Below are 12,899 nucleotides of genomic sequence, written 5' to 3'. Positions count from 1 at the left end.
CAGACAGACCGGTATGCATCACAGAACGAGACGCGCGCCGGGTCAAGGGGTTGACGGCCGTCTTCCAGAAGCTGCTATTACCCCCATTCGTCGAAGTAGCCGAAGCACACGCACGAACGCTGTCACATTCGGCACAACCACCAGCGAGCCACCATGGACGCCTCCGACTCCAGCGGGACACCCGCGCCGCTCAGCACGCAGACCCGTCTCGTCACCGCAGGGCGCGACACTGCGGCGCAGAAGGGCTTCGTCAATCCTCCGGTGGTGCATGGTTCGACGGTGCTGTACCCGACCGCGGCCGATCTGCACGCCCACCGCGGCGAGTACTCTTATGGACGGCACGGCACCCCGACCACCAAGGCGCTGCAGCAGGCGTTGATGGCGCTCGAAGGTCCGCAGTGTGCCGGCGTGGGGATCACGCCCTCCGGCGTGTCGGCGATCTCGACCGCCCTGCTCGCCGTCGTCAAAGCCGGCGATCATGTGCTGGTGTGCGACAACGCGTATCGGCCGACCCGGCTGTTCTGCGACCAGATGCTGAAGCGGCTCGGCGTCGAGACCAGTTATTTCGATCCGCTGATCGGCGCCGGCATCGCTGCGCATTTCCGGCCGAACACGGCGGTGGTGGTGGTCGAGGCGCCCGGCTCGCAGTCGTTCGAGATGCCGGACATCCCGGCGATCGCGGCGGTCGCCAAGCAGCACGGCGCGCTGGTGATCGACGACAACACCTGGGCAACGCCGCTGTATCATCGCTCGCTGGAACAAGGCGTGGATATCTCGATCCAGGCCGCGACCAAATATATCGGCGGTCACTCCGACATCATGTTCGGCACGATCTCGGCCAATGCCGCCGCGTGGCCGAAGGTGTCGGAAGCGATCCGGCTGCTCGGCGTCTGCGCCGGCCCGGACGATGTGTTCCTGGCGCTGCGTGGTCTGCGCACCCTGGAGGTGCGTCTCGCCCGGCACTATCAGGCCGGCCTGGACATGGCGCGCTGGCTCGCGGCGCGTCCCGAGGTACAGCGCGTGCTGCATCCCGGCCTTGAAACAGATCCAGGCCATGCGATCTGGAAGCGCGACTTCACCGGCGCCTCCGGGCTGTTCTCGGTCGTGCTGCAGCCGGCGCCGCAGGCTGCCGTCGATGCCCTGCTCGACACCGTATCGCTGTTCGGGATGGGCTATTCCTGGGGCGGCTTCGAAAGCCTGGTGATCCCGTTCGACTGCGCGTCGTACCGGACTGCGACGCAGTGGAACCCGGGCGGCCCGGCGCTGCGGCTGCATATCGGGCTGGAATCGACCGACGACCTGAAGGCCGATCTCGACCGCGGCTTCGCGGCGTTCAACGCGGCGCGGTAAGCACTCTCTCCGTCATTGCGAGGAGCACCCGGATCGGCGCTTCGCGCCGTCCGGGCACAGGCTCCGCGACGAAGCAATCCAGCGCAGCGCACGGAGCTTCTGGATTGCTTCGCTTCGCTCGCAATGACGGGAATAATCTCTGTTCTGATCGCGCTGAGCAGCGTCAGACGGTCAACCCACTGCCGATCAGTTCGGCACGCTCTCCGAGCCGCGGGCGTGCGCCTTGATAATCAGCATGATGTTGCGCACGTAGATGATGGTCGCCATCGCCTGGCCGAGGATGATCACCGGCTCGCGTTTGGCGATGCCGTAGATCAGCGTCATCAAGCCGCCGCCCATCGAGAAGAACCAGAACGCCATCGGCACCACGCTCTTGCCGGCGCGCTCGCTCGAGATCCACTGCACCAGGAAGCGCGCGGTGAACAACAGCTGCGCGATCAGGCCGAAGGCGAGCCAGAAATCGAATTTGGCGACGAACACGTCGTACAGGTAGTCGCCGAGTTCCTGACCGTATTGAATCAGCATCAGTTCACCTCAGTGGCGACCGGTGTCGCTTTCTTGCGGCGGATCAGCCACCACACCCCGGCGAGATCCATCAGCCCGACCCACAGCCGATCGAAGAAGCCGTAGTTGGACTTGCCCGACAATCGTGGCCGGTCGGCGACATCGACGTAAACGATGTCGAAGCCCTCGCGGCGCACCAGCGCCGGCAGGAACCGATGCAAGCCGTCGAAATACGGCAGCGACAGAAAGACGTCGCGCCGGAACGCTTTCAGGCCGCAGCCGGAGTCGCGGGTGCCGTCGCGCAGGATGGCGTTGCGGACCTTGTTGGCGACGCGGGACTGCAGCCGCTTGAAGCCGGTATCCTTGCGGCCCACCCGCTGGCCGGCGGCAAGGCCGACCCGCGCCCCACCCTGCTCCAGCGCAAAGATCAGTTCGGGAATGAACGCCGGGTTATTCTGGCCATCGCCGTCGAGCGTCGCGACCATGCCACCGCGCGCGGCGCGGACGCCGGTCCGCACTGCAGCCGACTGGCCACAGGACGCCGCGTGGCGGATCTGGCGCAGATTGGGCCGCTCGGCGCGCAACGCGGCAAGCCGCTGCGGGGTCGCATCGGTCGAGCCGTCGTCGACATAGACGATCTCGTAGATCCAGCGCCCATCGAGCGCGGCGGCGATCTCGGCGATCAGCGGGGCGACGTTGTCAGCCTCGTTGCGCACCGGTACCACGATGGACACCGCAGGCGGCGGTCCGGACTGAGACAAGGTTTCAGGCATGCTTCGGAACAATCCGGGGCCGACGGGAACTCGCGGCCGGGGCGCTGTCTGCGCGCCCGCTTCTTATGGGGCGGAGCCGCCGCGGGCAACCCTTTTGACGCGATCCCAGGACGGCCCTGGCAGCGGATCGATGGTGCCATCCTGCCGGATGGTGAATGCCAGCCGCCGCGCCGCGAACCAGTACCGCACCGCCATTGCGCCGACGAGCCCGAGCAAGGCGCCGGCGACCACGTCGCTCGGATGGTGGGCAAGCAGCACCAGCCGGCTGAGCAGGATGGCGAACACGTAAGCCGCCATCAATGCCGTCAGCCGCGGCCACAGCGCCGCCACCGCAAAGCCCAGCGCCGCCGCGGTGATCGAGTGGCCCGAGGGGAAGCTGGCGTAAGCCTCATTCCAGGCGAACAGCGAGAAGTTATACGGATCGGCGGCGCCGCCGACGAACGGCCGGCCACGGCCGATGATGCCCTTCAGCACTTCGCCGATCGCGACCGGCACCAGCACGGCCAGAAACAGAAATTGCAGGCGGGTGCCGAAACCGATCATCACCGCACGCGACATGCCGCGCAGCAACGGCACGATCAGCAAGATCACCAGCAGCAAGCCTGCGAGCGCCCACAGCACGTAAGCGGACTTGCCGAAATCGGTGATGATCTTCACCGGCCACAGCGACGGCGTGCCCCGCGGCGGCATCAGGCCGATCTCGAACGCATCAACGCCGACCATCAGGATCACGATCGCCAGCGACAGCGCGGCCGTCAGCCACAGCGCGTGCCGCGCCCAGCGCCGCGCAGCTTCGGCGCGCCGCGAATGCGACGGCGGGCGGACGAGCTGCGCCAGGGCGCGGCCGATCACCAGCACGAGCTCAACGGGGTAGATTCGCTGCGGCCGGCCGGCCTTGGCGGGCACGGCCATGTTATTGCGTGCCTTCGGAGCGGAAGATCGCGATCGAGACCGGCTTGCCTTGCGAGAAGTTGTAGCCGTCGATCCGGGCCGCAACATTGTACCGCAGACCGATCGCCTCCGCCCGGCTGGCGAACGCCCGCTCGCTGCGCGACTCGACGATCGCGAACCGGCAGGAGCCGCCGAGCAGGAAGTCCGCGGCGCCGGAGCCGTCGGTCAGCAGCGTATCGGTGCCGGTCATGAACACCAGACTGGGCTCGTGATAGCCAGCCGCGGCCGCCTTTGGCCCGACGCAAACCACCTTGCGCAGCTCGCGGGCGATCTCGACGCTCGGGAACACTGGCCGCAGCGTCGGTACCACAACACCGAACACCGCCACGACCAGAAACAGCGACGCCAGCGCGCCGTTCAGCAGCGAGGCTTCGGCGCGGTTGTCGTCGAACAGCCGCCAGGCGAACAGACCGAAGATCAGCGAGCCGGCGGCGAACGGCCACGCCAGGAACATCGGGTGGCGCGTCAGATACACCGAACCGATCACCACCAGCGGCAGGATGATGGCCGGAATCGCGAACCACCACGCCGAGCCGCGCGCCAGCCACGAGCGCGACAGCACCCGCCGCTCGATGGCACCGGCGGTCATGATCGCGATCGCCGGATACAGCGGCAGCACGTAGTGCGGCAGCTTGGTGATCACCAGCTCGAATACGATCCAGGACGGGACCAGCCAGGCCAGCAGATATTGCGCGCCCGGCTCCCGCCGCGCCCGCCACACCGCCGGCGCCGCCATCGCGGCCAGCGGCGCGCCGGGCCAGAACGTCGCCCAGAACAGCAGAAAATACAGACCGGGAGGCGCGCCGTGGGATTCCTGCGGGCTGGCGATCTTGCTCAGCATGTCGCCGCCGACCGAGTCCGCAAAGAAGGTGTCACCGGCGCGCAAATAGATCGCGATGAACCATGGCAGCACCCACAGCAGCATCCACGGCACACCGAGCAGCGGCCGCAGCCGCCATAGCCAGGCCGCCGAGCGATCCAGGATCGCCAGCGGGATCACCGTCAGCGCGATGAACATCAGGATCAGAGGGCCCTTGAGCAGAATCCCCGCCGCCAGCGCGGTCCAGAATACCGCCGGCACGACCCACGACCGCTCCGGACCGATGTCGCCGCGCTGCCAGCCGAGATAGGCCCGCGCCATCGCGCCGAGCGCGGCGGTGACGGTGAACAGCAGGAACGCGTCGGTTTTGGCGAGACGCGCCTCGACCCCGAGCAGGATGCAACTACACAACATCAGGGCGGCGATCACCGCCCCGCGTCGTCCGACGAAGGCCAGCGCCGCCCAATAGGTCATCAGCACCGCGCCGATCGCACCGGCCAGCGACGGCACCCGGTACAGCCAGATCCGGACCTGCGCGCGCGGCAAGCCGAGCTTGCCGGCGGTCTCGACCACGGTGGCCTGCAGCCAATAGATGCCGACCGGCTTCTTGTAGCGAACCTCGTCCTGATAGCGGATGTCGATGAAGTCGCCGGTCTCGACCATCTGCTTGGTCGCCTGCGCGAACCGCGCTTCGTCGCGGTCGATCGGCGGGATGTTGAAGAATCCCGGCAGGAAGAACAGCAGCCCGACCAGCACCAGGAAGGCCGACGCGCGCAGGTGACTGACCGTCACGAAGTCCAGCACCGCGACCAGCCCGCGGCCGGGATCGACGGTGGTTTTAGGTTCGCGCGGCGCGCCGAAACGGGGTCTGGCAGAGGTCTCGATCATCGGCCTCGCATACGCTGAAACCGATACAGCGACAACTGCTTAGCCCGGCTCTATTGAATTCTGACAACAACTGTGTCCGCGGCGCCAGAGGCGTCCATCACGGTGAGCCGGACGAAGCCCGGACCGGGCGGCGCGATCAGCCGTTGCCGCCGTCCGTCGATCTCGCCGACCGACAATCCGTTGACCATCACGGTCATCGGCAGCACCCCGCCGGCAACCTTGACCGGCAGCGCGCCGGCCGAGGCTTCGCTGACCGCATCGATCCGCGATCCGTTCAGGGGAAACTGGATCCGCAGCGCCTTGTCGTCGCCGGGCTGCACCAGATCGCCCGACGACCGGAACCGGCGCAGCGGCAGCGGCAGCCTGGCGTTAGAGGCGACCAGCGTGCCTTTCGGCGCCTTGGGCAGCGGCGCCCGCATCTGGCCGCTGCGGGCGAAGGCGTCGAACAGCACCGGCGCGGCGGCGACGCGGCCGATCATCCCGGGCACCGGGGCGCCATCGGGCCGGCCGACCCAGACCCCAATCGTCATCCGGCCATCGAACCCGACCGACCAGGCGTCGCGGTAGCCGTAGGAGGTGCCGGTCTTGAATGCGATCTGGTTGCGCACCGCATTCTCCGGCGGCGGTGTGCCGAGCAGAACGCTGCCGACCTGCCAGGCGGCGACTTGATCCATCAGGCGCAGAGTCTCGCGCTTGTCGTTGCCGGAACTTGCAATTTCGCGCAGAGGCAGAACGCTGCCGAGACGCGGCAATCCGCTGTAGAGCTGCACCAGATCGACCAGCTTAATGCCGACGCCGCCCAGCCCCATCGCCAGACCCGGCGCTTCGTCCTTGGGCAGTACCAGCTCCGTGCCGGCCTGTTTCAGCCGCGACGCCAGCCGCGCGGCGCCGACGCGGTCGAGCAGTTCGATCGCCGGAACGTTGAGCGACAGCTGCAGTGCCTTCCGCACCGGCACGGTGCCCTGGAACGTCATGTCGAAGTTTTCGGGCGCATAGGCGCCGTACCGCACCGGGCGATCGTCGATCAGGCTTTCCGGATGGACGAAGCCGTCCTCGAAGGCGAGCCCGTAGATGAACGGCTTCAAGGTCGAGCCCGGAGAACGTACCGCGCGGGCCATATCGACCTGCCCGGCGCGGCGGTCGTCGAAATAGTCGGCCGAGCCGACATGGGCGAGCACGTCGCCATTGGCATTGTCGACCGCGACGATGCCGATCGAGATGTCGGGCCCGAGCGCGGCAGCGCGGTCGCGCGCCAGCGTCTCGAGCGCGCGCTGCAGACCGGCGTCGAGCGTCAGGCGGATCAGCTTGGCGGTCTTGTCGGCGATCACCGCTTTATCGGCCGAATGCGGCGCCAGCACCGGCATCGGCTTACGCTGGCGTGCGACCGGCACCGCCCTCGCCTGCGCCGCGTCGTCGTCGCTGATGACGCCGTCTTCGACCATCCGCGCCAGCACCCGGTCGCGCGCGGCCTGTGCGGCATCCGGGAAACGATCGAGCCGGCGGGTTTCCGGCGACTGCGGCAAGGCGACCAGCAGCGCCGACTCCGCCAGCGTCAGCCGCTTCGGCTCCTTGCCGAAATACGCGATCGAGGCGGCGCGAATGCCTTCAAGATTGCCGCCATACGGCGCCAGCGCCAGATAAAGGTCGAGGATTTGCTGCTTCGACAGCATCTGTTCGAGTTCGACCGCGCGCACCATCTGCCGCAGCTTGGCGCCGAGCGAGCGCTGGCGCCGCGGCTCCATCAGCCGCGCGAGCTGCATGGTGATGGTCGAGCCGCCGGAGACGATCCGGCCGTGACTGACGAGCTGCAGCGCGGCGCGTCCGACCGCCAGCGGATCGACGCCGTGATGCTGATAGAACCGCTTGTCCTCGTAGGCGAGCAGCAGCTTGAGGTAGCGCGGATCGACTTCGGTCGCGGCATCAACCGGCAGCCGCCAGCGTCCGTCGGCCATCGCAAATGCCCGCAGCAGCTTGCCGTGGCGGTCGACCACCGTCACCGAGGTCTGCCGCGCGTCGTCGAGCGGCAACGGGCCGAGCGAGACGGCGTAGGCAACGAGGCTGCCGATTGTGGCGACCACCAGCACCACGGAAACGATCGCGGCGGTTCTGATCCACCCCCAACCTCTCCACCCGTCATTGCGAGGAGCGAAGCGACGAAGCAATCCAGGGGCTGCAGGCGCGGCGTCTGGATTGCTTCGCTTCGCTCGCAATGACGAAAGTGAGCGTACGGCGCGCGCGATACTCATTTCGCCGCCCGCACCTCGATGGTGCCGGTGCCGGTGCGGCCGTAGCGCGAGGGATTGTACATGTCCTCGACCACGGCCTGCGGCAGAACGTATTTGCCGGGCGACACCGCGCGCACCACGTAGGCGACCGTGAACACCGACTTATCGTCGGCCTTGCGGTCGATCGCGGCGGTGAAGCGGTCATCGCGGAACTCGGTGTTCACCGGCTCGGCGCCATCGGCGATCCAGCTCAGCGTGCCGGAGTCGCCCGACGACACCAGATGCGGATTGTCGATCTCCAGCCCGGCCGGCAGGTAGTCGGCGATCATGACGTGGCCGTATTCCGGCTTCGGCTCGGTGATCGTCAGTACCACCGCGAAGCGGTCGTTCTGCTTCGCCTTGGTGATGTCGGCCGGCTCGCCGCCGAGCGTGAAGTAATTGCGCTCGATCTTGAAGCCATTGCTGGCGGCCGGCTCCGGGGTGATCGGCGAACCGCTCACCGTCACCACCGCCTGCACCGGGGAGTCGCCGGTGTTGGCGATCTTGAGCGGCTGGGCCTTCACCTCGTCCGCCTTGTAGCTGCGATACAGCGCCGTCTTCACCGCATCGCCGTTGAGGTCGAGCGCCATCGTCTCCTTGGCGAGCGCGCGCGCCGCCAGCACCAGCCAGGCGTTCTCCTGGGTCGAGGTGTAGGGCGACAACCCGCGCGCGGCTTCGACCCGCTGCACCGCCGTCGTCAGCGTCGGCCGCGGCGCGTTGCCTTCGCTGGCAAGCGACACCAGTGCTGCGGCGTCGCGCAGCTCGGAGCCGTAATCGACCCGCCCGAACACGATCGACGGCTTGGGGTTGAGGCTGTCGGCCGCCGCCGCATAGACCCGCTCGGCGCGGGCGCGATCACCGACCAGCGCCAGCGCCGCGGCGAGCTGCGCCTTGGCGATCGGAGTGGCCAGCTTGTCGAGCTTGGTATCGGCGAGATAGCGCAGGTCGCCGATCGGTGCGGCGCCGTTGCGGGCGAGCACATAGAGGCCATAGGCGAGATCGCGGCCGCCGTCCTTCTCCGGCTCGTCGGCATTGACCACCGAGTTGCGGATGCGGTCGAGCGCGGCGCGGAACGCGACGTCCGGCACCACGAAGCGCTTCTCGCGCGCCCGGGTGAGGAAGTCGGTGACGTAGGCGTCGAGCCAGGCATCGTCGCCGCCTGTCGACCACAGCCCGAACGAGCCGTTCGAGCCCTGCCGCGACAGCAGCCGGTCGATCGCGCCTTTGATCCGCTCGTCGGCGCCACCATCCATCGCCAGATGCGCACCGGCAGCCAGATCGTTGACGTAGAGCAGCGGCATTGCCCGGCTGGTGATCTGTTCTGAGCAGCCGAACGGATAGCGATCGAGCGCCTTGAGAATGGTGGCGGCGTCGAGCGCGGTCGACATGCTGACTGACAGCGACAGTCCGCCAGTGCCCGGCACCAGGTCGGAGAACATGTCGGAGGTCAGCGTCAGGCTGTCGCCCTTGGCGAGCGTCCGGATCGAGCGCCGCGCCAGGGTCTGGTTAGCGGGCCGGACGTCGAGCGCATAGTGCCGCGCCAGCGACAGGCCGTTCGGTCCCTGGATCGCGACATCGAGCGCAGCCGTGCCGGCGCCACCGGCGTCCAGCATCAGCTTGGCCGAGCCGCGCTGCTTGGCGGCGAGCTTCATCGTGGTGGCCGCTTCGCCGCTCAGCTTCACCGGGCCGCTGGCGCTGACCTTGATGGTGTAATCGCCCGCGGCGCCTTCGACGTTGTCGAGATCGAACGCCATGGTGCCGCGGTCGCCGTTGCGCAGGAAGCGCGGCAGCGTGGTCGTCAGCACCACCGGATCACGCACCGTGACGTCGGTATTGGCGCGGCCGACCTTGGTGGCGGTCCACGCCACCGCCATCACCCGCGCGGTACCGGCGAATTCGGGAATGTCGAAGTCGATCGTCGCGGTGCCATCGGCCGCCACGGTGACGATGCCGGAATACAGCGCCAGCGGCTTCTGCGTCGGCGGGCTGCCCTGCAGCTCGGCCGCGGAGGAGTCACCGCCGGAACGGATCTGGCCGCGCGCGCCCTGCATGCCGTCGATCAACTGGCCATAGAGGTCGCGGATCTCCGCGCTCAGCCGGCGCTGGCCGAGATAGTACACGTCCGGTGCCGGCGGCTTGTAACCGGTGAGATTGAGGATGCCGACGTCGACCGCGGCGACCACGATCTTGGCGTCTTCGCCGGGCGACAGCCCGCCGAGCCGGACCGGCAGTTTCAGCGTCGTGGACGGACGCACGAGTGCCGGCGGCGACAACTCGACCGACAGCGTCCGCGCCGCCTTGTCGATGCCGAACCATTTCAGGCCGATCGCACGGCCCGGCATCCGCTGCGCGGCGGTGTCGAGCGGCCGGCGCAGCGTGGTGACGACGTACGCGCCCGAGCCCCAATCCTTGCCGACCGTGAGCTTGACTTGGGAACTGCCCGGCTTGACCTGCAGCGACTGCGTGGTCAGCAGCCGGTCGCCGAGCACGTTGACGGTGAGAAGACCCGCGGTGCGCGCGTTGACCGTCACCGTCATGGTATCGCCGGAGGCATATTCCGGCTTGTCGATCGAGGTCTCCAGCAGATCCGGGGTGTCGGCCGAACCGTCCGAATACCAGCCGACGTCGAACTGCACCGAAGTCAGCGGACCGGCGACATCGGCGGTCTTGACGTCGAGCCGGTAGCGGCCGGGCTCCGGATTGAACTGCAGCCGCGCCGGCTCGCCGGCCTTGATCGACAGATCGCCGTCGGCGACCCGCTTGGTCGACTTCACCGGCTCGTAATCCCAGGACGAGTTCTGCCGGTACCACTGATAATGCGACTCGATCTTGAGCAGCTCGTAACGCAGCCCGCTGCGCGGCAGCGAGCTGCCGTCCGGCGCCACGAAGGCGACGTCGAATTTGGCGACATCACCCTCGGCCACGTTGCGGTCGGCGAACAGCGGCTTGACGCCGATCATCGCCGCCGCCGGCGCGACCGGCAGCACCAGCTTGCGCTCAACCGCGCGGCCGCCGGCTTCCGCCATCCGGACGAAGATCTGCGCTTCCTGCGGCCGGGTCGAGGACGGCGGCTTCGGCAGACTCACCTCGAAGGAGGCGGCGCCGTTGGCGTCGGTCTCGGGCAGGTTTTCCAGCGGGGTGCGCTCGTTGCTGGTGGTCTCTTCGTCGGCGACGCCGAACTGATAGCCGGCATAGCCCGGCCGCCCTTCGGCCGGCGCCACCAGCAGCTCGCCCTCGACCTGCAGCGCCGAGGCCGGCGCGCCGTACAGGAAATGGCCGTCGACCTTAAGTTCCACAGGAGCATCAGCTTTGATCGCCTTGTCCTTGGTGGAAATGTCGAATTCGATCCGATCGGGAACGTAGTCTTCGACCATGAAGGTGGTTTCGCCAACGCTGGCGCCCTTCGGATCGGTGAATGCACGCACCCGCCAGGTACCGGTCGGCACCGCCGAATTGAGCGCGACATCGAGGCTGCGGCCGCCGGCGCCCTGATCGGACAGCACGGCCCGGCGGTATTCGACGCCATCCGGGCGCTCCACCACCAGCGTCATCGGGCTGGCGGTCATCGCCACGCCCTGCCCGTCGCGCAGCAGCGCCGTGAGGTGCACGGTCTCGCCGGAGCGGTACACGCCGCGCTCGGCATAGACGAAGGCGTCGGCGCCGGCCGGCACCGCACGCCCGGCGACGCCGCGGTCGGACAGGTCGAAGGCGCTGGTCTTCAGGCTGAGGAAGGCATAGTCGGCCTTGTCGCTGGACGCGGTCAGCAATGCCGGCGACAGCCCACCCTCGCCGCGCGCCAGGCCGGCTTCGAACAGCACGTGGCCGGAGGCGTCGGTCTTGCGGGTGGCCAGCACCTCGTTGTTGCGCGCGATCAGCCGCACCTCGGTATTGGCGAGCGGATCGGTCGAGGCCAGCGAATTGACGAAGACGTGGATGCCGTCGTTGCCGGAGAACGCGGTCAGGCCGAGATCGGAAACGATGAACCACTGGGTGGCGAGCTGGCCGTCATCGTCGGAATTGGCGGTCGGGCCCTTCGGCGCCGCGGTCATCACATAGACGCCGGGCTGCAGGTCGCCGAGCACCTGATCGACCGGGAACGCGGTGGTGACGTCGGCATTCAGCGCCGCGGCCGCGGTGTCGAGCTCGCCCGACCACACCTTGGCGCCGCGTTCGTTGCCGAGGTCGCTGAGCTGGTAGCGGCTCAGCGTCCGCTGGAAGTCGCTGTCGACCACGGTGTTGATCAGGTTGCGGTCGCCGATCCGGAACACCTGCACCGCGACGGTCGGGGTGTTGACGCTGACCAGCGGAATGCCGCGCTGGCCGGTGCGCGGCAGCACATAGGCGCGGCCGGTGAAGCGCACCAGCGGCTTGCGGTCGCGGACATAGACGTTGAACTCGGCCGACTTCGCCAGCGCTTCCTTCACGGTCGACGGCAGGCCGGCGCGCAGATTGATGTTGTAGCGCTCGCCGTGCTTCAGCCCCTCGACGCAGAGCTGGCGGTCCTCCGCGCTGATCGCCGGCTTGTCGGTGCCGGCCAGCGTCACATAGGGCGCGAAATCGGTGCGCTTGGCGAGCTCCTCGGAGAACTGGAAACACACCCGCGGCGACGCCGAATCCGAGTCCACCGTGTAATCGAGCAGCCGGAAGCCGTGTTCGGCGCGCAGCTTCTCATATTGGCCGCGGATGTCGGCGACCTCGCGCAGTTCCAGCGAAATCCGCAAGGCATCGAGCGCCGGCCGCCACAGGCTGCGGTCGGCCATCGCGCGGCCGAGCAGCGCCAGTGCGGCGGCCTCCTCGCCCGGGCTCTTGGCGCGCTGATAGGCGATATAGGCCGCGGTGGTGGCGCGCTCGCGCAGGAAGGTCTGTTCGGAACTGGTGGCGGCCTTGATCTGCAGCACGGTGCGGGCGAGCCGCAGCCAGTTGTCGCCATCGGACGGATCGAGAGCCGCGATCTGCCCCAGAATCTGCAGCCCGCCGCGGTAGTCGCCGCGCTTGAACGCGGCGTCGGCGTCGCCCCGCAGCACCGCGGCGGGCTTGTTGGTGGCCGCCGCCTCGCTCTTGATCTGGGCTTCGAGCTTGATCGCGGCGTCCGCCAGCTCGTCGCGCTGGAACGCCTTGTCGGCCGCCTGTGCCGATGCGAGCCCGAGCGCCAAACCGGCGCAAAGCGTGAGGGCGCGAACCAGACCGATCATGCTTGAACTCCCTTGCCGCGAACGACCGTCGCGTTAGATCTTGTCATGCCGTGACGAAGATGACGCCGTGATGGCTGCGGGCGGACGCAGGGGCCGCCGGTTTCGCCATCCATCTTCCGCCCTCGCCGGCCAGCCCGGCTCGAGACTCACATCCTCG

General features: G+C 68.1%; 7 protein-coding genes. 1 reads left to right on the top strand and 6 read right to left on the bottom strand.

All coding sequences use genetic code 11. The annotated features are described in order from the left end of the window. The first annotated feature begins 153 nt into the window (after positions 1–153). Positions 154–1,350 (top strand): cystathionine beta-lyase, encoded by a 1,197-nt coding sequence (gene metC / locus LRC39_RS13050; RefSeq protein ID WP_346294592.1) that lies wholly within the window; start codon positions 154–156, stop codon positions 1,348–1,350. Positions 1,351–1,536: 186 nt separating this feature from the next. On the opposite strand, the gene LRC39_RS13045 is transcribed toward metC, so the two are convergent. The 6 genes from LRC39_RS13045 to LRC39_RS13020 all read right to left on the bottom strand — a co-directional run bounded on the left by LRC39_RS13045 (position 1,537) and on the right by LRC39_RS13020 (position 12,742). After that, the gene (locus tag LRC39_RS13045) at positions 1,537–1,875 is read right to left on the bottom strand and encodes a lipid-A-disaccharide synthase N-terminal domain-containing protein (protein ID WP_012496014.1); all 339 of its coding nucleotides are present in this window, start codon (positions 1,873–1,875) and stop codon (positions 1,537–1,539) included. Next, a complete protein-coding gene (locus LRC39_RS13040) occupies positions 1,875–2,627 on the bottom strand; it encodes a glycosyltransferase family 2 protein (RefSeq protein ID WP_012496013.1) in 753 nt (250 codons plus the stop codon). The genes LRC39_RS13045 and LRC39_RS13040 overlap by 1 nt, the downstream gene beginning before the upstream one ends. A gap of 63 nt (positions 2,628–2,690) precedes the next feature. Continuing rightward, positions 2,691–3,539, bottom strand: coding sequence for a phosphatase PAP2 family protein (locus tag LRC39_RS13035; RefSeq protein ID WP_346294591.1), 849 nt, complete (start codon positions 3,537–3,539; stop codon positions 2,691–2,693). 1 nt (position 3,540) lies between these two features. Beyond that, positions 3,541–5,286 carry an ArnT family glycosyltransferase gene (locus LRC39_RS13030; RefSeq protein ID WP_346294590.1) on the bottom strand — a complete coding sequence of 582 codons (1,746 nt, stop codon included), beginning with the start codon at positions 5,284–5,286 and terminating at the stop codon, positions 3,541–3,543. Between the two features lie 50 nt (positions 5,287–5,336). Beyond that, positions 5,337–7,532, bottom strand: a complete 2,196-nt coding sequence (gene pbpC / locus LRC39_RS13025) for a penicillin-binding protein 1C (RefSeq protein WP_346294589.1) — start codon at positions 7,530–7,532, stop codon at positions 5,337–5,339. Next, complete coding sequence (locus tag LRC39_RS13020; protein ID WP_346294588.1) at positions 7,529–12,742, bottom strand: alpha-2-macroglobulin family protein; 5,214 nt, start codon at positions 12,740–12,742, stop codon at positions 7,529–7,531. Before LRC39_RS13020 ends, pbpC begins: the two co-directional genes overlap by 4 nt. Positions 12,743–12,899: the final 157 nt, after the last annotated feature.

Source organism: Rhodopseudomonas sp. P1 (assembly GCF_039642825.1).
Classification (GTDB): domain Bacteria; phylum Pseudomonadota; class Alphaproteobacteria; order Rhizobiales; family Xanthobacteraceae; genus Rhodopseudomonas; species Rhodopseudomonas palustris_H.
This window is presented reverse-complemented; position numbering and strand designations above follow the sequence as displayed.

What these genes read in the sequence shown, in the direction of transcription:
- metC (WP_346294592.1), top strand. Translation starts at nt 154, where the DNA reads ATGGACGCCTCCGACTCCAGCGGGACACCCGCGCCGCTCAGCACGCAG.
- LRC39_RS13045 (WP_012496014.1), bottom strand. Translation starts at nt 1,875, where the DNA reads ATGCTGATTCAATACGGTCAGGAACTCGGCGACTACCTGTACGACGTG.
- LRC39_RS13040 (WP_012496013.1), bottom strand. Translation starts at nt 2,627, where the DNA reads ATGCCTGAAACCTTGTCTCAGTCCGGACCGCCGCCTGCGGTGTCCATC.
- LRC39_RS13035 (WP_346294591.1), bottom strand. Translation starts at nt 3,539, where the DNA reads ATGGCCGTGCCCGCCAAGGCCGGCCGGCCGCAGCGAATCTACCCCGTT.
- LRC39_RS13030 (WP_346294590.1), bottom strand. Translation starts at nt 5,286, where the DNA reads ATGATCGAGACCTCTGCCAGACCCCGTTTCGGCGCGCCGCGCGAACCT.
- pbpC (WP_346294589.1), bottom strand. Translation starts at nt 7,532, where the DNA reads ATGAGTATCGCGCGCGCCGTACGCTCACTTTCGTCATTGCGAGCGAAG.
- LRC39_RS13020 (WP_346294588.1), bottom strand. Translation starts at nt 12,742, where the DNA reads ATGATCGGTCTGGTTCGCGCCCTCACGCTTTGCGCCGGTTTGGCGCTC.